The sequence below is a fragment of the Nguyenibacter vanlangensis genome, assembly GCF_038719015.1.
GTDB classification, from domain to species: domain Bacteria; phylum Pseudomonadota; class Alphaproteobacteria; order Acetobacterales; family Acetobacteraceae; genus Gluconacetobacter; species Gluconacetobacter vanlangensis.
In genome coordinates, this window is record NZ_CP152276.1 from 1,019,073 (window position 1) to 1,042,192 (window position 23,120).

Sequence of the window (23,120 nt, forward strand, 5' to 3'; positions counted from 1 at the left end):
CAGGCGTCAGCCCTATTCCTCGTAGGTCGTCACGGAAAATTCCGCCAGCCCGGCCGGCCCGAAGGACGTGCTCAACGCAACGTCGGTCGCATCCCGGCCCCGCGCCATGACGATCCGCCCGATCCGCGGCCGGTTGTGCCGCGCGTCGAACGTGTACCACTGGCCGTCCAGCCAGACCTCGAACCAGGCCGAGAAATCCATCGGGTCGGGCACCGGCGGCACGCCGATATCACCCAGATAGCCCGTGCAATAGCGCGCCGGAATGTTCATGCAGCGGCACAGCGCCACCGCCAGGTGGGCGAAGTCGCGGCACACTCCCACCCGCTCGCGATAGGCTTCATGGGCCGAACGCGTGGGCCGCGCCTGGCCGTAATCGAAGCGGATATGGTCGTGGACGAAGGCGGTGATCGCCTGCACCCTGCCCCAACCCGGCGCCAGATGGCCGAACAGCGACCACGCGATGGGCGACAGCAGGTCGGTCTCGCAATACCGGCTGCCCAGCAGAAAGACCAGGCAATCGGACGGCAAATCCTGCACCGGCACCTCGCGCGCCGTCGGCATCTGCCGGTCCGGCAGGCCGCTGTCGGCAATCACGAAGGACATGCTGGTCCGGAACAGCCCCGCCGGGGCCAGCACCCGCGTGCAGCGATTGCCGAACCCGTCCAGATAGCGCTGGCTGGGTACCGGCGGGTCGAAACACGGGATCTGCGGCGTCATCAGATCGGGCTCGCGGTCCGGATGGACCTCCAGCATCAGCACGATCGGCGTCGGGGACGACAGCAGCAGCGCGATGTCATAACCGGCTCGGATCAGCATGCCGTCCCTCTCCCCGACGCCACGCGCGCCGCGACCCCACGTGGCCCGACCACTGTGATCCGACCAGGCGGCACCGTCAATGCGCCCCGGTCAAACGCACCCCGTCAACGCGCCCCCTCAATGCGGCGTGGTGGCGTGCGCCCGCTTGTAGATCACGTTCGGCAACTGCCTGGCCAGGATCAGTTCCACCGCCTGCGCCGACAGGCCGGTCTGCTCGGCGAACCAGTCCAGGTCGGACGGCGTGAACAGCGCCCGGACCATCTCCTCGGTGGCGGGCCCGGCCTCGTGGTCGGTACGCCAGCGCATGACGATATCGCCATACCCCGCCGCCGCCGCCCGGTCGGCAAAGCCGTACAGCCCATGCTCGCGGCGCACCCGGTCCAGATATTCGTTCAGCGCGCTGATCAGTCCGGAATGGTCATAGCGCGCGCCGGTCAGGAAATCCCCCAGCGCCGACGCCGATTTGGCCAGAGACATCGTTCCCCTCCTTGCATGAGGTCTTGCGGAACATATCATCCAGCGCGCCGGACCGCCGATCGTTTCCCTCTCCCGCAACTGTGACACAATGTCCATGCCGCGCCCCTGCCGCGAAGCCCCTGCCGCGAACGAAAAACCGGGGCCCCTTGGGGGCCCCGGTTTCCCGCGGATGAGACGACACAGAGGAATGGCCTTGCGGCCACCTTCTGCATAACATCCATGCTTCGCACGGAGCAATCAGCCTCACGACAATGTGCGATGACTCGCACGCGCGTTGCAAAATTCCCCGTCCAGTTCGGAATACATAAAAAAGGGGTGGCTCTCACGGCCACCCCCTCTCCACTATGCGGACGGTGTCGGAACCGAGCGTCCGAACGGAGCGCCCGGATCGCCCGCGATCAGAAATTCCCGCGATCAGAAATTATCGTCGCCGCCGCCCCAATCGCCGCCTCCAAAATCGCCGCCGGCATCGAACCCCGGATCGACGTCGGTGCCGGTCCCGCCGAACGGATCGGCCGACGGCGCGGTGCCGTAATTATTGTTGATGATGGTCTCGCCGGGCATGCCGCCCCCGAACCCGCCGCCAAGCCCGCCATCATGATGGCCGCTGAACAGGTCGGTCAGCGCATTGCCCACCATCATGCCGCCGGCGACCCCGGCCGCCGTCGTCAGTGCCGAGCCCAGGAAGCCGCTGCCGCGCGCGGGAAACATCCCGGGCTGCATGCCTTGCGGATAGACCGGCTGCGGCGGCGGGGGCGCGGCCTGCTGGCTGCCCCAGCCCGGCGGGGGCGGCGCCTGGGTGCGCTGCCCACCGCCGAACAGCCCACCGAACAGCCCGCCACCCCCGGCCGGCCGCTGCTGACCCTGCTGGGCCTGGAGCGCCTGCTGGGCCTGCTGCAATTCCCATTGCAGTTGCTGGATGCGGTTCTGCGCCGCCACCAGCGCGGCTTCCTGCACCACCGCCATCTGGGTCACGCGATAGCGCGCCTCGGGATATTGCTGGAACATCTGGCCGATATACTGGTCGGCCTGGGGGTCGATCGGGGGCAGGTTGGGCGTCGTCGCAGGCACGCTGCCGAATCCCCCCTGCGGTGCGCCGCCGACGCGGGCGACGAACTTCGTGATAAGGTCGCGTTCCTCGTTGTTCATCGTATCCGTCCTGTCTCCGCTGAAGGGTCGGACCCAAGATGTGGCGTGGACCGGCGATTTCCGCAAGCCCACCCCGCCTTCCGGTCCGCGCCCCATACCTGTATGGTGCGCCCCTTCCGCGTGCCGGACGGCACGCCCCGTCTTCACGCCTCGTCTTATCGCCTACCGGAGCATCCTTTCCATGGTCCCGGCCTCCGCGCCCCGCCCGCCCGTTCCCCCGTCCGCCAAGCGTCCGCTGTCATTCCAGGCGCTGATCCTCAAGCTGCACCAGTTCTGGTCCGAGCAGGGCTGCGCCATCCTGCAACCCTACGATACCGAGGTCGGGGCCGGCACGCTCTCGCCGCACACCACATTGCGCGCGCTGGGCACCCGGCCGTGGAAGGCCGCCTATGTCCAGCCCTGCCGCCGCCCGTCGGACGGACGCTACGGCGAAAACCCCAACCGGCTGCAGCATTACTACCAGTACCAGGTCCTGCTGAAGCCCACGCCCGAGGACAGCCAGAAGCTGCTGCTCGACAGCTACCGCGCGATCGGGATCGACCCGCTGGAGCACGACATCCGCTTCGTCGAGGACGACTGGGAAAACCCCACCATCGGCGCCTGGGGCCTGGGGTGGGAGGTCTGGTGCGACGGGATGGAAGTCACCCAGTTCACCTATTTCCAGCAGGTCGGCGGCATCCCCACGGTGGTCCCCTCGACCGAACTGACCTACGGGCTGGAACGGCTGGCGATGTACGTCCAGGGCATCGAGAATGTCTACGACCTCGATTTCAACGGCCAGGGCCTGACCTACGGCGACGTGTTCCTGCGGGCCGAGCGCGATTATTCGCGCCATAATTTCGAACTGGCGGATACCGACATGCTCCACCGCCATTTCATCGACGCCGAGCGCGAGGCGATCGCCCTGGTCGAGCACGGCATCGCCCAGCCCGCCTACGACCAGTGCCTCAAGGCCAGCCATTTGTTCAACCTGCTGGACGCGCGCGGCGTCATCAGCGTCAGCGAGCGCGCCGCCTATATCGGCCGGGTACGCACCCTGGCGCGGCGCTGCTGCGAAGCGTGGCTGGCGGGCGAGGAATAAGATCATGCCCGAATTGCTGCTCGAACTGTTCTCCGAGGAAATCCCCGCGCGCATGCAGGCCCGCGCGGCCGAGGACCTGGTCCGGCTGGTGAGCGACGCCCTGGCGCCGCTGAACCCGCGCGCGGCCACCGGCTTCTCCGGCCCCCGCCGGATCGCCCTGACCCTGACCCTGGACGCCGTGGTGCCCGGCACGATCGCCGTCGAGCGCGGCCCGCGCGAAGGCGCGCCCGACAAGGCGCTGGACGGCTTCACCCGCAAGCACGGCGTCACCCGGGACGACCTGATGCTCCAGGACGGGTTCTGGGTGCTCAGCCGCACGCTCCCCCCCGTCGAAGCCGCGGCCCGGATCGCCGAGGCGCTGCCGCCGCTGCTGCGCCGCTTTCCCTGGCCGAAATCCATGCGCTGGGGCGACGGCAGCGCCTTCACCTGGGTCCGGCCGCTGCGCCGTATCCTGTGCCTGCTGGACGGTCAGGTGGTCGGCATCACCCTGGCCGAGGACGGGAACGGAAACGGCAACGGAAACGGGAACGGGGGCGATGACGGCCACGGCCTGCGCTCCGCCGACCTGACCGAGGGCCATCGCTTCACGGCGCCCGGGGCCTTCGCCGTCACCGGCGCCGCCGACTGGGCCCAGGGCCTGCGCGCGCGGCAGGTCCTGGTCGACGCCGCCGAACGCCGCGCGCTGATCGAGGCCGACACCCAGCGCCTGGCCGCCGAGGAAGGGCTGCGCGTGGTCGCCGATCCCGGACTGGTGGACGAAATCGCGGGCCTGACCGAATGGCCGGTCGCGTTCCTGGGCCGCATCGACGAATCCTTCATGGACCTGCCGCCCGAGGTCATGCAGGTCTCGATGCGCGTCAACCAGCGCTATTTCGCGCTGCGCAACGATGACGGCTCGGCCGCGCCGCGCTTCGCCTTCGTCGCCAACCTGCTGCCCGCCGACGGCGGCGCCCTGACCATCGCCGGCAATGAACGGGTGCTGCGCGCCCGCTTCGCCGACGCCCGCCATTTCTGGGACCTCGACCGCGCCCGCCCGCTGGCCGGCCGCGTCGGCGCGCTCGACGGCATCGTCTTCCACGCCGCCCTCGGCAGCCAGGGCGAACGCGTGGCCCGCATCGTCCGCCTCGCCGGCATCCTGGCGCCGCTGGTCGGCGCCGACGCGGCGCAGGCCGAACGCGCCGCCCTGCTGGCCAAGGCCGACCTGACCACCGGCATGGTCGGCGAATTCCCCGAACTCCAGGGGGTGATGGGCGCCTATTACGCCCGCCATGACGGCGAGGACGACGCGGTCGCCGACGCGATCGCCGATCATTACATGCCGCGCGGCCTCAATGACGGCGTGCCGACCGCCCCGGTCTCCATCGCCGTGGCGCTCGCCGACAAGATCGACAGCCTGACCGCCTTCTTCGCCGCCGGCGAGAAGCCGGGCGGCTCGGGCGATCCCTACGCGCTGCGCCGCGCCGCCCTGGGCGTCATCCGCATCATCCGCGACAACGCGCTGCGCCTCGACCTGGTCAGCCTGTTCGTGCAGGCCGCCCGGGCCCTGCCGCCCGCCCTGCGCGACGCGCCGGACCTCGACGCCCTGCCCGGCTTCGTCGCCGAGCGGCTGCGCGTGCAGCTCCGCGCCGAGGGCGCGCGGCACGACATCCTGGCCGCGATCTCCAGCGGCAATGCCGACAGCGACATCACCCGCCTGCTGGCCCGCACCGAGGCCCTGGCCGCCATGCTGGCCACCGATGACGGGCGGAACCTGCTGGCGGCGACCCGGCGCGCGGCGAACATCCTGCGCATCGAGGACCGCAAGGACGGCCCGCACGAGGGCGCGCCCGACCCGGCGCTCTATGCCCAGCCCGAGGAACGCGCCCTGGCCGACATGCTGGGCGACGCCATTCCCACGGTCGAAGCCGCCATCGCCGAGGAACGCTTCACCGACGCCATGCGCGCGGCGGCCCGCCTCCGTCCTGTCCTGGACAGGTTCTTCGACATGGTGACGGTCAATGCCGACCAGGCCGAACTGCGCCTCAACCGGCTGCGCCTGCTGTCCGAACTGCGGCGAATGACGGTGCTGATCGCCGATTTCAGCCAGATCGAAGGCTGAAACCAAGGCCGGAACGGTTCCCCTGCCCTCTGCCGGCGTCCTCCAGAAGGGACGCCAGAAACACCAGCCGGGCCGGCCCGCCGTCACGCACCAGCAGCAGGGCATTCTGCCGGAAGCGGCGGGCCAGCACCCGGGCGCGCGCCAGCGGCATGCGGGCGGCGAACAACGGCTCGCCCCACCGTCCCAAGCGCCCCTCGCCGCGGCGGGCCGGCACCCCCGCCAGATGCGCCGCCAGCCGGGCCATCATGCGCTCGTTCCATCCGTCGGGGCGCCGCCGGCCGCCGGGATTGGCCGCGCTGATGAACACGATATCCCCCCGGATCCCGCTCCGCCTGTCTCCCTGCGCGTCTCCCTGGCCGGCCACCGGCCGGCAGCCGACGCGCAGGACCATGCCCCCCGCGTGATAGGTACTGCGCCGATAGGCGCGCGCCGTCGGCACGTCGACGGGCCGGATGCCGGTCATGCGCCGCTCACCTCTCCTCCGTCTCGGCCTCGCCGAAACGCGAATTGCGGTGCACCCACGCCGACAGCAGCAGGCCGAAGCCGAACATCACCGTCAGCATCGCCGATCCGCCATAGGAAATCAGCGGCAGCGGCACCCCTCCCACCGGGATCGCCCCCATCACCATCGACAGGTTGACCGCGCAATACAGGAAGAAATTGGTGGCGATTCCCAGCCCCAGCAGCCGGCCGAACTGGTTGCGGCTGCGCAGGGCGATCAGCATGCCGCCCAGGATCATCAGCATCAGCAGCCCGATCACCGCGATCCCGCCGACATAGCCCCATTCCTCGGCGATCATGGTGAAGATGAAGTCGGTCTGCTTTTCCGGCAGGAAATTCAACTGCCCCTGCGTGCCGTGCAGATAGCCCTGCCCCCACATCCCGCCCGACCCCAGCGCGATCTTGGACTGGATGATGTTGTACCCGGCACCCAGCGGATCGCTCTCCGGATGCAGGAAGGTGGTGATCCGCGCCTTCTGGTAGTCGTGCAGATGGGCATAGACGATCTTGCCCAGGAACGGCACCGGCGCCAGCAGCAGCGCGATCTGCCAGATCCGCATCCCGGCGGCGAAGAAGATCGCCGCCCCGACCAGGCCGGTGATCACCGCGGTCCCCAGGTTGGGCTCCTTCAGCACCAGCCCGACCGGCAGCAGCACCAGCAGCGCCGGCGGCAGCAGATAGAGCGGATTGGCCATCTTGCGGTAATTGACCCGATGGAACCAGGTGGCCAGCACCAGGACCAGCGCGATCTTCGCCAGTTCCGACGGCTGGATCTGCATGCCGCCGACGATCAGCCAGCGTTCCGCCCCCTTGCCGACATGCCCCATCCGCAGCACCGCCACCAGCAGCAGCATGGACAGGCCGTAAAGCGGCCAGGCCAGGCGCACCAGCACGCGCGGACTGGTCAGCGCCACGCAGACCATCATCACCAGCCCGATGGCGAAGCGGATGCTCTGCGGTCCGGCGAAGGGGCGCGACGACCCGCCGGCCGCCGAATACAGCGCGCCGTACCCCACCCCCGCCAGGACGCAGATCAGCAGCACATACAGCCAGTTGACCTGCCAGAGCTTGGCCAGGATGCGGAAATTGGGCTCGGCGCGCAGCAGGCGCTTCTGAAAATTCATCTCCCCTCCGGCCCGCCTGAGCGCAAACTGCTCTACTCGATCTCGGCCACCACCTGGCCCGGCGGCTCCTTGCGGTTCGCCGGATCGCGCGTCAGGGCGTCGGTCATGATGTCGCGGGCCAGCGGCGCCGCCACGGCGGCGCCGGCATTGCCGTGCTCGACGACCACCGACACCGCATAGCGCGGCGCGTCGAAGGGCGCAAAGCAGATGAACAGCGCATGCGGCCGATATTCCCACGGCAGCGCCGAGGAATCGAAATGACCGCTCTCGCGCATGGCGCGCGACACCCGCCGCACCTGGGCCGACCCGGTCTTGCCGGCCATCTGCACGCCCGGAATGTCCAGCCGGGCCTTGGGCGCCGTGCCGTGGGGCTCGTTCACCACGGCGAACATGCCCTGCCGAAGCTGGTCCAGGAACGGGTCGGGCATCTCCAGCGCCGGCCAGTGCGCCGGATCTGTGCCCTCCACCAGCTTGCCGGAGACGGCACGGACCAGATGGGGCTGCACCGCCCGCCCGCTGGCGAGGCGCGAGACATAGGTCGCCAGTTGCAGCGGCGTGACCTGCACGAATCCCTGCCCGATGCCGCTGACGATCGTATCGCCGCCATTCCAGTGCTGGCCGTGCGCCCGCCGCCATTGCGGCGTGGGGATCAGCCCCTGGCGGGCATGAGGCAGCTCGATGTCCAAAGATGTGCCCAGCCCGAAACTGTGGGCCGCGGCGGCGATCGCATCCATGCCCGTCCGGCGCGCGACCTCGTAGAAGAACACGTCGCACGAGAATTTCAGCCCGTCCCGCAGGGTCAGCGACCCATGGCCGTAGCGCGACCAGCAATGGAAGCGCGTGCCGCCCACGTCCAGATAGCCGGGGCAGAAGATCCGGTCGGCCGGCGACAGCGTTCCGGCCCGCAGCGCCGCCATCGCCACCGCGGGCTTGAAGGTCGATCCGGGCGGATAGACGCCGGCCACCGCCTTGTTGATCAGCGGCGTGCGCTCGTCATTGGTCCATTCGGCCCATTGCGCCTGGCTGACGCCGCTGTCGAACAGCGACGGGTCGAAGGACGGGTTGCTGACCATGGCCAGCACCTCGCCGTTGCGGCAATCCATCACGACCGCGCTGGCCGACTGGTCGGCGATCCGGCCCAGCACCGCCTGCTGCAACCCCGAATCGACGGTCAGGGTGATTTCGTCGCCCGGCTGGCCGTCATCGCGCGACAATTCGGCCATGACGCGCCCGACGGAATTGACCTCGATCTCCACCGCGCCCACCGTGCCGCGCAACTGCGCGTCCTGGGTCTGCTCCAGGCCGGCACGGCCGATACGCATCCCCGGCAGCGCCATGGTCGCGTCATGGGCCACCTCCGCCTCGCCCGGCGGCGCGACATAGCCCACCACATGCGCCAGCAACGGCCCGAACGGGTAATTGCGCGTGGTGCCCACGTCGATCACCACCCCCGGCAGCGACGGCGCGTTCAGCTCGATCCGCGCCATGTCGTCCCAGGACAGGAAATCGCGCAGCATGATCGGGATGAAACGCCGCTTGTGGCGCATCTCCCGCTCGATACGGGCGCGATCGCGGGGCTCGATCGGCAGCAGGGCGGAAAACCGGTCCAGCGTGCCCGGAATGTCGCTGGTCTCCTCCGGCAGCAGCAGGGCGCGCCAATTCACCTTGTTCGACGCCACGGCAATGCCGAACCGGTCGACCACCCGCCCGCGCGGCGGCGCGATCAGCCGGCGATTGACGCGATTGTTCTCCGCCAGCCGGGCATAATGGTCGCCGTCGCGCACCTGCAGCTCGTACAGCCGGTGCCCCAGCCCGCCCAGGGCCGCCATCTGCGCCGTCAGCACCACCAGCGCCCGGCGGGTAAAGACGCCGCGGGACGGGTTTTCGGTGTCGGGCCGCGACATCAGGCGGGGCATGGTCTTTCTGCGCCGGATCATCCGACCACCCGCTCAGAAACGCATCCCGGCGGCGCCGATCAGGCGCGCTCGGGATTCGCGACGGTGCGCGACATGGCCGTGAACAGCCCGTACAGAACCGGAAAGACCCCCATCCCCAGCGTCCACTGGAACCCGAACGCCGCCCCCGGCATCACCCGCAGCGACAGCGCGGAAACCAGCGCCCATTGCAATACGGTGCCGGCGGCCGACACCCCCCCGAACGCCAGCCACAGCGCCAGCACGTGCAGCCGCGCCAGCCCATAGCGCGCGGACAGCGCGACCCCATGGACGATCAGCAGCACCAGCAGCATGACCCCCGGCGGCCCGAACCCCAGCAGGTCGACCAGCAGCCCGCACAGGAAGACGGCCGGCGACGGCATCGAGGCCGGCCGGAAGATCGACCAGAAGAACACCGAGGACAGCACCACGCCCGGCAGCAGCTCGGCCTGCCCCGGCAGGTCGAGCGGCGCGGACAGCAGCAGGATGGCCAGGCCGGTCAGCGCGGCGGGAAGGCCGCGCCGCGCCAGCACGTCCAGCCGCCGCCACAGGCTGGCGCGGGGCTGGATGCCCGGCTGTAGCGCAGGTGACGGGTCGGGCGTCATCCATGCACACTCTCATCCTCGGCCGAACGGGGCGCGGCCGAACGGCGCCGGACCGAACGGAGCACCGCCGAACGGAGCGCCGCCGAATGGGGCGCCACCAGCCGGAGACTGGAACGGAAGCCCAAGGCCGTCCGCCGGGCGCTGGGCGGGCACGCGCCCCGGCGCGTCCGGCGCGACCACCGCCCCGCGGCCGTAATCGAAGATCCGGACGATGTCGAGATGCCCCAGCATCGCCGCCGGAACGACGACCGGCTGCCCGGGACGGGGATAATGGACCCGGCCGACGGGCAGGCCAGGGGGCAGTGAATCGATCTCGCCATTGGTGACGACACGTTCTCCCTCGATCGGCGGATTATCCTGCGGGTAATAGATCAGGCGCGGAGTAGCTGAATTGTCTCCCGCCATTATAGCCGCCCCGTGGCTGACTTCCAGAGTGACCGGAATGCGGCTGGACTCATCCGTCACCAGCAGCACCCGCGCCGAGCGGATTCCGGTTTCGGTCACCCGCCCGACCAGGCCCGACGCATCCAGCGCGATCTCGCCCTTGCGGATTCCCGCATCGACGCTGGCGGCCACCAGCACGCTGCGGGCATACAGCCCGCTGGCGTCGCGCACCACGCGGCCGGTGACGAAGGACGATTCCGGGTCCGGCATCCAGTGCAGGTTGGCCTTCAGGGTCGCATTCTCGTCGGCCAGGGCGGCCGCGACGTCGTACCAATGGCGCAGATTGGCGTTCTCGGCACGCAGGCGCTGGTTTTCGGCCTCGACCCGCCCCATGTCGCGCACCCGGCCGACCAGGAAGCGGATCCGCGCCTGCGGCCAGGCGATCATCCCATAGGCCGGCGCCAGCAGATCGGCGACCTCCATGCGCATCCGCTCGGCCAGCGGGCGATCCGCCTGTCCCAGCAGCATGACGCCCAGCGCCGCGACGATCAGGAACGGCAGCACCAGCTTGTCCAGCGCCTGGCGCAGCGGGATGGACAGCGGAATCATCGCGCGGCACCCCCGCACGGCAGGTGCCCCCCGGTCGCGTCGCCGATCCGCTCGCCGTCGTTCCGCGGGATCTTCATCACCCCCGCCCCCTTGCCCGTGCCTGTCCCGGACGCGCGGCGCGCGCCCGGCTCGCCTCTTCCGCGGTCAGTATCAGTACATGCTGGTCAGTACGTTCTTCAGCCGTTTCATTTCTTCCAGCGCGCGCCCGGTCCCCAGCGCCACGCAGGACAGCGCGTCCTCGCCCACCGTGACCGGCAGGCCCGTCGACCGGCGCAGCACCTCGTCCAGCCGATAGAGCAGCGCCCCCCCGCCCGTCAGCACGATCCCCTTGTCCACGATGTCGGCGGCCAGTTCCGGCGGCGTGTTTTCCAGCGCGGTGGTGACGGCATCGACGATCTGGCTGACCGGCTCTGCCAGGCTCTCGGCGATCTGCGCCTGCGAGACCACGACCTCCCGCGGCACGCCGTTGATCAAGTCCCGGCCCTTGACCTCGCGCCAGCCGCCGTCATCCTGGTAATCGTCCGGCGGCAGCGCCGACCCCAGCTCGATCTTGATCCGCTCGGCCGAGCTTTCGCCGATCAGCAGGTTATGGGTACGGCGGATATAGGAAATGATCGCCTCATCCATCTTGTCGCCGCCGACACGAGCCGACCGGGCATAGACGATGCCGCCCAGCGAGATCACCGCGACCTCGGTGGTGCCGCCGCCGATATCGACGATCATGCTGCCCGACGGCTCGGTGACCGGCAGGCCGGCGCCGATCGCCGCCGCCATCGGCTCCTCGATCAGGAACACCTTGCGCGCTCCGGCGCTTTCCGCGCTTTCCTGGATGGCGCGGCGCTCGACCGCGGTCGAGCCCGACGGCACGCAGACGATGATCAGCGGGCTGGCGAACATCCGGCGGTTATGCACCTTGCGGATGAAATGCTTGATCATTTCTTCGGCGACTTCGAAATCGGCGATGACGCCGTCGCGCAGCGGCCGGATCGCGGTGATGTTGCCGGGCGTCCGCCCGACCATCTGCTTGGCTTCCTCGCCCACCGCCAGGACCTGCTTCTTGCCGCGTACGTCGGCGATCGCCACCACCGACGGTTCGTTCAGAACGACGCCGCGTCCCTTGACATAGACGAGCGTATTGGCCGTGCCGAGGTCGATGGCCATGTCGGCCGACAAAAGACCCAGCAGACGAGCAAACATGCAGAACTCCCGCGAACAAGCACGACCCCGGCCGGCGGATGCGCCACGGCGGCGGGCCGCGCGCATGTCAACCGGTACTGTCGGATCAGGGCGACGGCTTACCGGGGCCGCGCCCCCTGGGCAAGGCCCACGGACATTAATTCGTGCTTTTCATATGTCATCCGGGCCGTCATTCCGGCCGCCCTTCGGATCGCCCTTCGATCGGTTGAAAAAATTTGCCGTCGCCCGGCTGCCGGACCCTGCACGCATCCCCATATTCCCTGCGTCGAGAGGACCCGGTCCCGCCTTCCGCGTTCCGCCTTTCGCGCTGCCCTGTTTTCGCCACCGAAACGCCGCGCGGAATTCACGAGCGGGACCGACAGTTCCCCGTCACATGACAATCCAGCCGCCTCATGTGCGAGGCGCCTGGCGATTTCGATGAGGATATTGACCATGACGATCCGCGTGCATGCCCCCCTTCTGGCTCGCTCCGCGATCCTCGGCGCCGGCCTGCTGGCGCTCGCCGGCTGCAGCAATCCCTATGACCCGGGCCAGCGCGCGCTGGGCGGCGGGCTGATCGGCGCCGGCGGCGGTGCCGCGATCGGCGGCCTCGCCGGCGGCGGCACCGGGGCCGCGATCGGCGCGCTGTCCGGCGGCGCGCTGGGCGCCGCCGTCGGTGCCGCGACCACGCCCAACCCGCCGCCGCGCCGCGGCTACAACGGCGGTTACTGACAGGGGCGGCTACTGACAGGACGCCCCGCCGGAGATAAACGGTCGGGGAGGACGGCTCCATCCTCCCCGATCACGTTCTCCGGGCCGCGCCTCCCAACCATGAGATGAACATGAGTCTTCTTCGCAGTCTCTCCATTTGCTCTCCCCTCATGCCGCGCCGGCCGCTTCGCGTGCTGGGCCTCGTCGCGGCCGCCGGCGGCATGCTGTCGCTCGCGGCCTGCAGCAATCCCTATGACCCGGGCCAGCGCGCGCTGGGCGGCGGACTGATCGGCGCCGGCGGCGGCGCTGCGATCGGCGCGCTCGCCGGCGGCGGCCGCGGTGCCGCGATCGGCGCACTGGCCGGCGGCGCGGTCGGCGCCGCGACCGGCGCCGCGACCACCCCGCAGCGCCCGTACTATCCGCAACAGGGCTACGCCCCTCCGCCGCCCCCGCCGCCGCCGGGCTATTACGGACGGCCCGCCTATCCGCCGCCGCCGCCTCCGCCGGGCTATTACAACGGCTACTGACGCCCGGATCCTCGGGGCCCGGGCCGTTCATGCCCGGGCCGCATGAAAAAAGGCGCCCGCACGATGCGGACGCCTTTTTCCCGTTCCGACCGAACGGACCGCAGGTTCAGGCCATCAGCGCCTCGGGCTCGGCCCGTGTCCGCTTGACCAGCAGCTTGTTCAGCGCATGGACATAGGCCCGCACGGCCGAGACCAGCGTGTCGCTGTCCGCCCCCTGCCCGTCCACCAGCTTGCCGTCTTCTTCCAGCCGCACCGTGGTCCGCGCCTGGGCATCGCTGCCCTCGGTCACCGCACCCACCGAATAAAGCTGCAGCGTCGCGTCGTGGGGATAGATGGCGCGCACCGCGTTGAACGCCGCATCGACCGGCCCCTGGCCGTTCACCGTGGCGTCGCGGGCTTCCCCGTCGACCTCCAGCACCAGCGCGGCGCGCGCCGGGCGCTTGGACCCGGCCTCGACCTCCAGCGACACGAACCGGATGCGGGCATGATCGCGCGCCTCGTCATCGACCAGCGCCGCCAGGTCCTCGTCATAGACGACCTTCTTGCGGTCGGCCAAATCCTTGAAGCGCACGAACGCGTCGTTCAATTGCGCGTCGTCCATGTCGCCATATCCCATGGCCTTCAGCTTGTCGCGGAACGCTGCGCGGCCGGAATGCTTGCCCAGCACCAGCGACGAACGCGTCCAGCCCACGCTCTCCGGCGTCATGATCTCATAGGTCGCGGCATTCTTCAGCACGCCGTCCTGATGGATGCCGCTCTCATGGGCAAAGGCGTTGCGGCCGACGATCGCCTTGTTGGGCTGCACGTCGAAACCGGTGATCGTCGCCAGCATGCGCGACACCCGCAGCAGATTCCCGGTCCGGATGTCGTTGCGATAGGGCAGCACGTCCTGGCGGGTGCGCAGCGCCATCACGATCTCTTCCAGCGCCGCATTGCCCGCGCGCTCGCCGATGCCGTTGATGGTGCACTCGATCTGCCGCGCGCCCGCCGAGACCGACGCGATGGTGTTCGCCACCGCCAGGCCCAGATCGTTATGGTTGTGGGCCGAGAAGATCACCCTGTCCGCGCCCGGCACGCGCGCGCGCAGGTCAGCGAAGATCCGCGCCATGTCCTCGGGCGTCGCATAGCCCACCGTATCGGGGATGTTGATCGTCGTGGCCCCGGCCTTGATCGCGGCCTCGACGCAGCGGCACAGAAAGTCCGGATCGGTGCGCGACCCGTCCTCGGCCGACCATTCGACGTCGTCGGTGAACTGGCGCGCCGCCATGTTGCCGGCGGTGATCAGCTCCAGCACCGTCTCGGGCTCCATCCGCAGCTTGTATTTCATGTGCAGCGGCGAGGTGGAGATGAAATTATGAATGCGGCCGCGCTCCGCCGGACGGATGGCCTCGCCCGCGCTGGCGATGTCGTTCTTGCCGCCGCTGCGCGCCAGCGCGCAGATCACCGGCCCCCGGACGGTCGAGGCGATCTGGTGCACGCTCTCGAAATCGCCCTTCGACGCCACGGGAAAGCCCGCCTCGATCACGTCGACGCCCAGTTCGGCCAGCGCCTCGGCCATCCGGAGCTTCTCGGTCAGGTTCATCGAGAAACCGGGGGATTGTTCGCCGTCGCGCAGCGTCGTGTCGAAAATGATGACGCGGTTGCCGTCGATGCGGCCGAAGGACGGATGGTCGATCGTCATGGGGAATATACCTCGGACTTGTGCCGGATGTTCGCCTTATGAACGCCATGGGCGGCGTTCGCTTACCTGCATGCGGGCCCGGGCCCGCATCATCCCCTGGGCGTACCGGCATCGCGCCGGCCCTGAACGCTCAGGGGCAGATAAGTCGAAGGCGAAGGAGGAGCGCCCCGCGTCCATGGGCGCACGACAGCGCAGGCGCTTGCGCACCCATCCCGCCGGCCATCATGAACGTCACGCGATCCATGGGCGGCACCATACAGGCCGATCCGCCGATTGCAACCGAAATTGCAACCGAATTCGCGCGGAAAGCCGCCCCCAACGATCGACGCGACCGGCCGATCAGCCGGTCAGCCGCGTCACCCCGCCGGCCGAGGCGAAATACCGGTCGATCGCCTGCTTCATCGCCCCCGCGACCATCATCCGGTGCCCGGCCTGGCGCAGCGCCGCCTCGTCCAGCCGGTTGGACATGAACCCCATCTCGACCAGGACCGACGGAATATCCGCCGATTTCAACACCACGAACGCCGCATGGCGCGACGGATTGGGCAGCAGCCCGATCCGCGGCTGGAACGCCGCGACCACGCTGCTGGCCATATGGGCGGCGCCGCGGCGCGTCTCCTCGGTCACCAGGCTGGCCAGGATGGCCTGCACCTCGGGCGAGGCGGCATGGACCTGTGGCCCGCCGAACCGGTCGGCGCTGTTCTCGGTGCGCGCCAGCGCCGCCGTCTGCGCGTCCGACGCCTGGCCCGACAGGGTATAGACGCTGGCCCCGCGCACGCCGCGATCGGTCAGCGCATCGGCATGCATCGAGATGAACAGCGCGGCCCGGTGGGCATGGGCGATCTCGACCCGCCCCTCCAGCGGGATGAACCGGTCGTCCGCGCGCGTCATCGCCACGCGATACGCCCCGCTGGCCAGCAATTGCCGCCGCAATTCCGCCGCCGCCGCCTCGGCGATATGCTTCTCATAGGTGCCGGAAACCCCGATCGCGCCCGGGTCCTTGCCGCCATGGCCGGGGTCCAGCATGACCAGCGGCAACGGCGCCGCCGCCCGGCCGACGATGGCCGGCGCGCCCAGATGATGGCCCGATCCAGGCGGTCCAGGCCGATGCCCGCCCTGCCCGTGTCCGCCCTGCCCGTGCCCACCATGATGCACCGCCGCCCGCGCCGGCAGCGTCACGCACGCCGCCAGCCCTGCCAGCAGCACCCGGCGGCGCCCCTCAGCCTGCCTGCCCGGCGCCGCCGCGCCGTCGGAACGATATTGGAACATGCAAAACCGGTCTCCATTGCCGATCCCACCCCTCATCTAGCAGGAATCGCGCGCGTCGTCAGCATATCAATGGTTTGCACGCAATCATTGGTACCGGCCGTCAACCCCGATGACGAAACCCGGCTGCCCCCCGAGGGGCGCTTGCAGCGGGGGCGCAGTTGGGTCATGCTGTACTCGTGATGGGTCCGCGCCGATCGACGCCTGAAAGAGGCACGCGCGGCATGACCGGACCCATCCGGCCGGCCGGTCCCATCGGGGCGTGGCGCCCGACGCCCAGGGGACTGACATCCTGGACGGCCGGGCCGCCCACGCCGACGGAACCGGCTGCCGCTCCGCCCCGGCCGCAAGGCCGGACGGCGGATGACGACGCCATATATGCGACGATGCGGCCAGACGATGCACGGCCGCGCGTCATCGTTTGATGAGGATGGATGAACGCCACGCGACCCGCGTCCGAAGACCGTTTGACCCAGCCCGCGCCCCTGGCGGCGCGCGCTGATCACGGCCGCGCGGGCTCCGCCGCAACGGTTTCTGGATTCATCATGTTCCCCCCGACTGTTTTTGCCCCTTCCGCCCGCCGCCTCCGTCCGCCCCCGATGCGGACGCCGGACAGAGGCCGGGACCGGGCATACCGGAGTTCCGTTTTTTATGAACAAGCGCATGCTGATCGACACGACCCACGCGGAAGAAACCCGCGTGGTCGTGATGGATGGTAACAGGCTCGAAGATTACGACGTCGAGGCATCGGCCAAGAAGCAGCTCAAGGGCAATATCTACCTGGCCAAGGTGATCCGGGTCGAGCCCAGCCTGCAGGCCGCCTTCGTCGAATATGGCGGCAACCGCCACGGTTTCCTGGCCTTCAGCGAGATCCATCCGGACTACTACCAGATCCCGGTGGCCGACCGCGAGCGCCTGCTCGCCCTGCAGGAGGAAGAAGCCCGCGCTGACGAGGCCCAGCTTCAGGACGATTTCGCCGAAGCCGGGCCCGGCTCTGAAGCCGACGCCGAAACCGGCCTGGAATCCGGCTCGGAATCCGTCTCCGGCACCGCCGAACTGGTGGCGACCGACGACGAGGCCGCCCAGGCCGAACCGGAGCCCCTGCCCGAGACGGTCGGCGGCGAGACCGATACCGGCGAGGAAGGCGCGGTCCAGCGCCGCATCGCCCGCTTCCTGCGCAGCTACAAGATCCAGGAAGTCATCCGCCGCCGCCAGGTCCTGCTGGTACAGGTCGTCAAGGAGGAACGCGGCAACAAGGGCGCCGCGCTGACCACCTACATCTCGCTGGCCGGCCGCTACTGCGTGCTGATGCCCAACTCGCTGCGCGGCGGCGGGGTGTCGCGCAAGATCACCTCGGTGGCCGATCGCCGCCGGCTCAAGGACGTGATCGCCGAACTGCAGATCCCCCGCGGCATGGCCATGATCGTGCGCACCGCCGGCGCCCAGCGGCCGCGCCCCGAGATCATGCGCGACTGCGAATATCTGCTGCGGCTGTGGGACGATATCCGCGACCATACGATGCGCTCGATGGCGCCCGCACTGATCTATGAGGAAGCCAGCCTCATCAAGCGCGCCATCCGCGACATCTACACCCGCGACGTGGGCGAGATCCTGGTCGATGGCGAGGCCGGCTGGAAATCGGCCCGCGAATTCATGCGCATGCTGATGCCGCAGAGCGCGCAGAAGGTGAAATGCTGGCAGAACGGCGCCCAGCCGCTGTTCTCGCATTTCAATGTCGAGGGCCTGCTGGACTCGATGCTCTCGCCCACCGTGCAGTTGCGCTCGGGCGGCTACCTCGTCATCAACCAGGCCGAAGCCCTGGTCGCGATCGACGTCAATTCGGGCCGCGCGACGCGCGAGCGCAATATCGAAGAGACCGCGCTGCGCACCAATCTCGAAGCCGCCGAGGAAGTCGCCCGGCAATTGCGCCTGCGCGACCTGGCGGGCCTGATCGTCATCGACTTCATCGACATGGAAAGCCGCAAGCACAATGCGATGGTCGAGCGGCGGCTGAAGGACGCGCTGCGCACCGACCGCGCGCGCATCCAGGTCGGCGCGATCTCGCATTTCGGCCTGCTGGAAATGTCGCGCCAGCGCCTGCGCCCGTCGATCACGGAATCCACCTTCACCCCCTGCCCGCACTGCCAGGGCACCGGCATCATCCGCGGCACCGAAAGCGCGACCCTGCACGTGCTCCGCGCGATCGAGGAAGAAGGCGCGCGCCGCCGCGCGGCCGAGATCATGGTGCATGTCGCTGCCGAGATCGCGCTCTATATCCTGAACAACAAGCGCGTCTGGCTGGACGAAATCGAAAAGCGCCACAAGATGCGCGTCACCTTCGCGCCCGACCCCAGCCTGGCGCCGTCGCAGGTCCGCATCGAACGCACCCGTCCGCAGACCGAGCGGTTCGAACCGGTGGCACCGCAGCCGGTCCCCGCCGAGGCCGCGCAATCCGGCCAGGTCCGCGAAATCCCGATCCTGCCCGCCGCGCCGGCCGAGACGCCCCAAGGTGAAACCACCCAGGGTGAAACCATCCAGGGTGAAGCCGCTCTGGGCGAAGCCGCCCAGGGTAAAGCCGTTCGGGCCGGAACGACCCCGGCCGAAGCCGCGCCGTCCGCCGCCGAGGGAGAAGGCGAAGAGGGCACCGATCATCGCCGCCGCCGCCGCCGTCGCCGCCGCCGCCGCGGAGCCGAACGGGGCGAACAGCTCGAAACCGCGCTGCACCCCGCCGGGGAGGAAGCCGCTCAGGAAGACGCCGGAGAAGACACCGAGGCGGCATTCGCCACCGAGGCGCCGCTCGAACCGGGCGAAGAGGCCGAGGCTCCGCAGGCACGGCGCCAGCCTGCTCCCGAGCCTGCGCAGGGCCGCGAGGATGGCGGACGCGATCGCCACCGCCGCCGCCGCGACCGGCATGAACGCCGCGCCCCAGGCGCCGAGCCCCATCGCGCCGAGCCTTATCGCGGCCCGACGCCGGCCAATCCGTTCGGAAACGGTATCATCGACATCTTCGACGTGATCGAACAATCCGCCGAGCTGGCGCCCGCCCAGGCAACGCCCGCATCGCCGGCCGCGCTCATCGAAGGCAATCTCGCCAAGGATAGTCTCACCGGGGACAGTGCCGCCGGGGACATCCTCGACGTCGCCGAAACACTGGCGGTGTCCGAGCCCGAGGCGGTGCCCGCGATCGCCGAGCTCACGATCGCCGAGCCCACGATCGCCGAGCCCCCGATCGCCGAGCCCCCGATCGCCGAGCCAACGGCGGTTGAGGCCGAGGCACCGGCCAAGCCCAGGCGCCGCCGCGCGGCGACCGCGCGCAAGGCCGCGACCAAGGCGGCGGAACAACCCGCCCTGGTCGAAGACAGCGCCGCCCCCGCAACGGAGGCCGTGGAAGCTGCTGGGGATTCCCCTGCGGAAACCGCCGGGGAATCCCCCGAGGCAACGCCCGCCAAGCCGGCCCGCAAACGGGCCACCCGCGCCGCCACGTCCACGGCCACGTCCACGACCCGCGCCCGCAAGGCCAAGCCGGCGGCCGAGACGCCCGCCGACGCCGAGAGCACGGCGGACGTCGAGGACGCAGCCGAAGCAGCCCCCGCCAAGCCGGCTCGCAAGCGGACCACCCGCGCCGCCGCATCCGCGACCGCGCCCCGCACCCGCAAGGCCAAACCGGCGGCCGAGACGCCCGCCGAGGACGCCACCAGCGAAACCGCCGACGAAACTACCGCGGCCAAACCCCGGCGCACGCGCAAAACCCCCGCCCGCGCGAAGGCGGCAACGGGGGCAGGCACCGCGTCAACGCCCGAACCGGCCGCCGCGGAGGCCACGCCGGCGGGCAGCCCGGCCGTGCAGCCGATCGTCATCGACGGTTCCAGCCCCGCTCCGGTCCGCAAGACCGGCTGGTGGCGCCGCTGACGCCGGCCTGACGGAAGGCCGATCGACGAGTGTCCTGCCCGGGAAAGAATTTCCCGGGCAGGACACCAACGTTAGAAACCGTTATTCATCAACAGATTGGGGTCAAGGGGTCCGCGACCCCTTGCGGGTCGAGGGCAGTGCCCTCGCCTTGCCTTGTCCCATGCCCCTGCCGCTCGCTCACCCCGCGCCGTTCGGATCGGCGGGCGCGGTCTCCCACCCCGGGCCGATCACGGCCGCGCTGCGCCGCCCCATCCCGTCGGTGCGCAGGACGATGACGTTCTGTTCTTCCAGATAAGCGAGCTGCCGGCGCGCCCGGCCGAGGGAATGGGTGCCGTACGCCCTGGCGATGGTGGCGTCCGACGGACAGGGCGCCCCCTGCTGCGCCGCCCGGGCGATCAGCAGGAAAATCCCCCGCACATCGTCCGGCAACGGTCCCGCGATGCGCTCGGCGGTCTGCCAGGTCTCGCTCTCGGCGGCCTCGGCGTCGATCCCGGCGCGGGCGGTGGCCAGCAGGCGGCGGAATTGCGGCATGTCCAGCGCCTGGCGCCCCATCCCCTCGATCCGGCAGCGCACCAGGAAATCCTGGTACAGCACGTGCACCGGGCGGAAACCGGCCTCCTCGTCGCGCAGGATCTCGGTCAGGATCGCGCCGAACTGCCGCCGCCGCTCGGCCGGGTCCATGTCGGTCTCGGCCGGCGCGCCCCGCGCCTCGGCCTCGGTGACGATCGCGGCCGAGGCTGCGTGGGCGGCCAGTTGCGCCAGGATGTCCGGCGGCGGCGGCGCCACCGGCCGCGGCGGACGGGCGGGCGCTTCGCGCTCCGGCATCCGGGTCAGGATCAGGTCGCGAATGTCCTCGGGCGGCGGCGCGGGGGCGAAGGGCATCAGGGCCGGCCCGGCCGAGCGGCTCTCGGTCTCGACCGCGCCGATCCGCACCGGCAGCGGCCGGCGGGACAAAGCCGGCCCCAGCGCGACGAAATAGCCGCGCTCCAGGTCGCGGAAGCTCTCGGCCTGGCGCCGCTCCATACCCAGCAGGTCGGCGGCGCGCATCATGTCGATATCCAGGAAGGTGCGCCCCATCAGGAAATTCGACGCCTCGGCCGCGACGTTCTTGGCCAGCTTCGCCAGGCGCTGGGTGGCGATCACCCCCGCCAGCCCGCGCTTGCGCCCACGGCACATCAGGTTGGTCATCGCGCCCAGCGAAGCCCGCCGCGCCTCGTCCGACACCTCGCCCGCCGCCGCCGGAGCAAAGAGCTGCGCCTCGTCCACCACCACCAGCACCGGGTACCAGTAATCCCGCCCCACCTCGAACATTCCGCCCAGAAAGGCGGCGGCGCGGCGCATCTGCACCTCGGCGTCCGCGCCTTCCAGGTTCAGCACGACCGACGCGCGATGCACGCGCATGCGCTCGCCCGCCGCCTGCAGTTCCGCCTCGGTATGGGCGGCGCCGTCGATCACCAGATGGCCGTATTTCTCCGCCAGGCTGACGAAATCGCCCTCGGGATCGATGATGGCCTGCTGCACCAGCGTCGCCGACTGCTCCAGCAGCCGGCGCAGCAGATGCGACTTGCCCGACCCGGAATTGCCCTGCACCAGCAGGCGGGTGGACAGCAATTCCGCCAGATCCATCTGCGCGGGGCCCCCGCCCCGCACGTCGCCTATGGTGATCGCAACCGTCATGGACAGGACGGATACCGTCCCTTGCCCTGCTCCTGCAACCAGTCCAGCACGCCGCCCGCGGCGGCATGCCCGGTGGCGAAGCAGGCCTGCAACAGATATCCCCCGGTCGGGGCCTCCCAATCCAGCATTTCGCCGGCCACGAACACCCCCGGCCGGGCACGCAGCATGAAGCGCGCATCGATCTCGGCGCGGCGCACCCCGCCGGCCGCCGAAATCGCCCGCTCCAGCGAATCGGGCGCCGTCGCCACCACCGGCACCGCCTTGACCAGCCGCGCCAGCGCCACGGCGTCGCGCGGCGGGCTTTCGCCATGCGGCATGCCCTCGCGCAGCAGCGCCACCGCCACGGGCGGCAGGCGCAGCGCCTTGCGCAGCAGGTTGGACAGGCTCTCGCGCCCCCGCACCCGCGCCAGCCGCCCGGCCACCGCGTCGCACGCCATGTCCGGCCGCAGATCGATCATCAGCCGCGCCGTCCCGTGCCGCGCGATCCGCTCGCGCAGCCGGGCGGACAGCGCATAGACCGCGCCGCCCTCCAGCCCGCGCCGCGTCACCACCGCCTCGCCCCGCACCCGCGCATCCTCTCCGGCGCCACCCTCATCCGGCACCCCATCCAGCATCAGCGCGATGCCCCGCAACGGCGTGCCGGCGAACCGGTCGCAAAATTCCCGGCTCCAGTTCGTGACGAACCCGCAATTGGCCGGCCGGAACGGCGCGACCCCGATCCCGGCCTCCTCCAGCAGCGCGGTCCAGCGCCCGTCCGCCCCCAGGCGGGGCCGGCTCGCGCCGCCCAGCGCCAGCAGCACGGCATCGGCCGGCATCGTCCCTTCGCCCCGCATCCCGTCTCCCTGGGGCCGATCCCCCTGGGGCCCGACAAAGCGAACCCGCCCCGCCTCGTCCCAGCCGGTCCAGTCATGGCGGGTCAGCAGCCGCACCCCCAGCGCATCCAGCCGCGCGCGCCAGGCCCGCAGCAGCGGCGACGCCTTCATGGCAAGCGGAAAGACCCGCCCGCTGCTGCCGACGAAGCAGGGCTGGCCCAGCCCGTCCGCCCAGCGGCGCAGATCGTCCGGGGCAAAGCCGCGCAGCGCGGGCTCCAGCCACGATCGCGCCGCGCCATACCGCGTGACGAACCGATCGAACGGCTCCGAATGGGTCAGGTTCAGCCCGCCCCGGCCCGCCATCAGCAGCCGGCGCCCGATTGTGGGCATCCGTTCCAGCACGCTCACCGCGCAGCCGGCCTCCGCCAGCCGCTCGGCCGCCGCCAGCCCGGCCGGACCGGCCCCGACAATGACGATGGCGGGCCTCATGCCCCCATTCCCGCTTCACCCGATACACACATCCTCGGGGCTTTAGATCAGATCGCGCCCCAGTGGAATCGCCTTACGTGGAATCGCCTTACGT

The 23,120-nt window shown here is 70.2% G+C and carries 18 protein-coding genes; 5 read left to right on the plus strand and 13 right to left on the minus strand.

Annotation, left to right across the window (positions count from 1 at the left end; genetic code table 11):
• Positions 1 to 12 precede the first annotated feature (12 nt).
• The 3 genes from AAC691_RS04690 to AAC691_RS04700 form a co-directional block, all read right to left on the minus strand.
• The gene (locus tag AAC691_RS04690; RefSeq protein ID WP_323991385.1) at positions 13 to 816 is read right to left on the minus strand and encodes a transglutaminase family protein; all 804 of its coding nucleotides are present in this window, start codon (positions 814 to 816) and stop codon (positions 13 to 15) included.
• Positions 817 to 933: 117 nt separating this feature from the next.
• Positions 934 to 1,293, minus strand: a complete 360-nt coding sequence (locus tag AAC691_RS04695) for a YidB family protein (RefSeq protein WP_342629112.1) — start codon at positions 1,291 to 1,293, stop codon at positions 934 to 936.
• A 414-nt stretch (positions 1,294 to 1,707) separates the two neighbouring features.
• Positions 1,708 to 2,442 (minus strand): DUF2076 domain-containing protein, encoded by a 735-nt coding sequence (locus AAC691_RS04700; RefSeq protein ID WP_342629113.1) that lies wholly within the window; start codon positions 2,440 to 2,442, stop codon positions 1,708 to 1,710.
• Between the two features lie 181 nt (positions 2,443 to 2,623).
• Here AAC691_RS04700 and AAC691_RS04705 point away from each other — a divergent pair, with 181 nt between their 5' ends.
• Positions 2,624 to 3,523: a glycine--tRNA ligase subunit alpha gene (locus AAC691_RS04705; RefSeq protein WP_323991387.1), complete on the plus strand. Its 900-nt coding sequence runs from the start codon at positions 2,624 to 2,626 to the stop codon at positions 3,521 to 3,523.
• 4 nt (positions 3,524 to 3,527) lie between these two features.
• On the plus strand, positions 3,528 to 5,621 hold the full coding sequence (gene glyS, locus AAC691_RS04710; RefSeq protein WP_342629114.1) for a glycine--tRNA ligase subunit beta: 2,094 nt from the start codon (positions 3,528 to 3,530) through the stop codon (positions 5,619 to 5,621).
• Here the strand turns inward: glyS and AAC691_RS04715 are convergent.
• From AAC691_RS04715 to AAC691_RS04740, 6 genes are all read right to left on the minus strand, one after another.
• Positions 5,602 to 6,084: a DUF3293 domain-containing protein gene (locus AAC691_RS04715; protein ID WP_342629115.1), complete on the minus strand. Its 483-nt coding sequence runs from the start codon at positions 6,082 to 6,084 to the stop codon at positions 5,602 to 5,604. The genes glyS and AAC691_RS04715 overlap by 20 nt on opposite strands.
• Positions 6,085 to 6,091: 7 nt before the next feature.
• Complete coding sequence (gene rodA / locus AAC691_RS04720) at positions 6,092 to 7,246, minus strand: rod shape-determining protein RodA (protein ID WP_342629116.1); 1,155 nt, start codon at positions 7,244 to 7,246, stop codon at positions 6,092 to 6,094.
• Between the two features lie 32 nt (positions 7,247 to 7,278).
• Positions 7,279 to 9,183 carry a penicillin-binding protein 2 gene (mrdA, locus tag AAC691_RS04725; protein WP_176640548.1) on the minus strand — a complete coding sequence of 635 codons (1,905 nt, stop codon included), beginning with the start codon at positions 9,181 to 9,183 and terminating at the stop codon, positions 7,279 to 7,281.
• A gap of 38 nt (positions 9,184 to 9,221) precedes the next feature.
• Positions 9,222 to 9,785, minus strand: a complete 564-nt coding sequence (locus AAC691_RS04730; protein WP_323991391.1) for a hypothetical protein — start codon at positions 9,783 to 9,785, stop codon at positions 9,222 to 9,224.
• 12 nt (positions 9,786 to 9,797) lie between these two features.
• On the minus strand, positions 9,798 to 10,778 hold the full coding sequence (gene mreC, locus AAC691_RS04735; RefSeq protein ID WP_342629117.1) for a rod shape-determining protein MreC: 981 nt from the start codon (positions 10,776 to 10,778) through the stop codon (positions 9,798 to 9,800).
• A gap of 150 nt (positions 10,779 to 10,928) precedes the next feature.
• A complete protein-coding gene (locus AAC691_RS04740; protein WP_342629118.1) occupies positions 10,929 to 11,975 on the minus strand; it encodes a rod shape-determining protein in 1,047 nt (348 codons plus the stop codon).
• 417 nt (positions 11,976 to 12,392) lie between these two features.
• Between AAC691_RS04740 and AAC691_RS04745 the strand changes: the two genes are divergently transcribed.
• Together AAC691_RS04745 and AAC691_RS04750 are read left to right on the plus strand one after the other, a co-directional pair.
• Entirely contained in the window at positions 12,393 to 12,686 is a 294-nt protein-coding gene (locus AAC691_RS04745; RefSeq protein WP_342629119.1) for a cell envelope biogenesis protein OmpA, read from the plus strand.
• Between the two features lie 110 nt (positions 12,687 to 12,796).
• Positions 12,797 to 13,192: a cell envelope biogenesis protein OmpA gene (locus tag AAC691_RS04750; RefSeq protein WP_342629120.1), complete on the plus strand. Its 396-nt coding sequence runs from the start codon at positions 12,797 to 12,799 to the stop codon at positions 13,190 to 13,192.
• 106 nt (positions 13,193 to 13,298) lie between these two features.
• Here AAC691_RS04750 and AAC691_RS04755 read toward each other — a convergent pair whose 3' ends face one another.
• Both AAC691_RS04755 and AAC691_RS04760 read right to left on the minus strand, forming a co-directional pair.
• Positions 13,299 to 14,873, minus strand: coding sequence for a 2-isopropylmalate synthase (locus AAC691_RS04755; protein WP_176640819.1), 1,575 nt, complete (start codon positions 14,871 to 14,873; stop codon positions 13,299 to 13,301).
• Between the two features lie 339 nt (positions 14,874 to 15,212).
• On the minus strand, positions 15,213 to 16,142 hold the full coding sequence (locus tag AAC691_RS04760; protein WP_342629121.1) for an N-acetylmuramoyl-L-alanine amidase: 930 nt from the start codon (positions 16,140 to 16,142) through the stop codon (positions 15,213 to 15,215).
• A gap of 648 nt (positions 16,143 to 16,790) precedes the next feature.
• Here AAC691_RS04760 and AAC691_RS04765 point away from each other — a divergent pair.
• Positions 16,791 to 20,048, plus strand: coding sequence for an Rne/Rng family ribonuclease (locus AAC691_RS04765; RefSeq protein WP_342629122.1), 3,258 nt, complete (start codon positions 16,791 to 16,793; stop codon positions 20,046 to 20,048).
• 177 nt (positions 20,049 to 20,225) lie between these two features.
• Here the strand turns inward: AAC691_RS04765 and AAC691_RS04770 are convergent, their stop codons facing one another.
• Entirely contained in the window at positions 20,226 to 21,725 is a 1,500-nt protein-coding gene (locus AAC691_RS04770) for an ATP-binding protein (protein ID WP_342629123.1), read from the minus strand.
• Entirely contained in the window at positions 21,722 to 23,026 is a 1,305-nt protein-coding gene (locus tag AAC691_RS04775; RefSeq protein ID WP_342629124.1) for a TIGR03862 family flavoprotein, read from the minus strand. Before AAC691_RS04775 ends, AAC691_RS04770 begins: the two co-directional genes overlap by 4 nt.
• Positions 23,027 to 23,120: the final 94 nt, after the last annotated feature.

Excerpts from the sequence above, each read along its gene's own strand:
- AAC691_RS04690 (WP_323991385.1), bottom strand. The coding sequence starts at position 816 with ATGCTGATCCGAGCCGGTTATGACATCGCGCTGCTGCTGTCGTCCCCG.
- AAC691_RS04695 (WP_342629112.1), bottom strand. The coding sequence starts at position 1,293 with ATGTCTCTGGCCAAATCGGCGTCGGCGCTGGGGGATTTCCTGACCGGC.
- AAC691_RS04700 (WP_342629113.1), bottom strand. The coding sequence starts at position 2,442 with ATGAACAACGAGGAACGCGACCTTATCACGAAGTTCGTCGCCCGCGTC.
- AAC691_RS04705 (WP_323991387.1), top strand. The coding sequence starts at position 2,624 with ATGGTCCCGGCCTCCGCGCCCCGCCCGCCCGTTCCCCCGTCCGCCAAG.
- glyS (WP_342629114.1), top strand. The coding sequence starts at position 3,528 with ATGCCCGAATTGCTGCTCGAACTGTTCTCCGAGGAAATCCCCGCGCGC.
- AAC691_RS04715 (WP_342629115.1), bottom strand. The coding sequence starts at position 6,084 with ATGACCGGCATCCGGCCCGTCGACGTGCCGACGGCGCGCGCCTATCGG.
- rodA (WP_342629116.1), bottom strand. The coding sequence starts at position 7,246 with ATGAATTTTCAGAAGCGCCTGCTGCGCGCCGAGCCCAATTTCCGCATC.
- mrdA (WP_176640548.1), bottom strand. The coding sequence starts at position 9,183 with ATGATCCGGCGCAGAAAGACCATGCCCCGCCTGATGTCGCGGCCCGAC.
- AAC691_RS04730 (WP_323991391.1), bottom strand. The coding sequence starts at position 9,785 with ATGACGCCCGACCCGTCACCTGCGCTACAGCCGGGCATCCAGCCCCGC.
- mreC (WP_342629117.1), bottom strand. The coding sequence starts at position 10,778 with ATGATTCCGCTGTCCATCCCGCTGCGCCAGGCGCTGGACAAGCTGGTG.
- AAC691_RS04740 (WP_342629118.1), bottom strand. The coding sequence starts at position 11,975 with ATGTTTGCTCGTCTGCTGGGTCTTTTGTCGGCCGACATGGCCATCGAC.
- AAC691_RS04745 (WP_342629119.1), top strand. The coding sequence starts at position 12,393 with ATGAGGATATTGACCATGACGATCCGCGTGCATGCCCCCCTTCTGGCT.
- AAC691_RS04750 (WP_342629120.1), top strand. The coding sequence starts at position 12,797 with ATGAGTCTTCTTCGCAGTCTCTCCATTTGCTCTCCCCTCATGCCGCGC.
- AAC691_RS04755 (WP_176640819.1), bottom strand. The coding sequence starts at position 14,873 with ATGACGATCGACCATCCGTCCTTCGGCCGCATCGACGGCAACCGCGTC.
- AAC691_RS04760 (WP_342629121.1), bottom strand. The coding sequence starts at position 16,142 with ATGTTCCAATATCGTTCCGACGGCGCGGCGGCGCCGGGCAGGCAGGCT.
- AAC691_RS04765 (WP_342629122.1), top strand. The coding sequence starts at position 16,791 with ATGAACAAGCGCATGCTGATCGACACGACCCACGCGGAAGAAACCCGC.
- AAC691_RS04770 (WP_342629123.1), bottom strand. The coding sequence starts at position 21,725 with ATGACGGTTGCGATCACCATAGGCGACGTGCGGGGCGGGGGCCCCGCG.
- AAC691_RS04775 (WP_342629124.1), bottom strand. The coding sequence starts at position 23,026 with ATGAGGCCCGCCATCGTCATTGTCGGGGCCGGTCCGGCCGGGCTGGCG.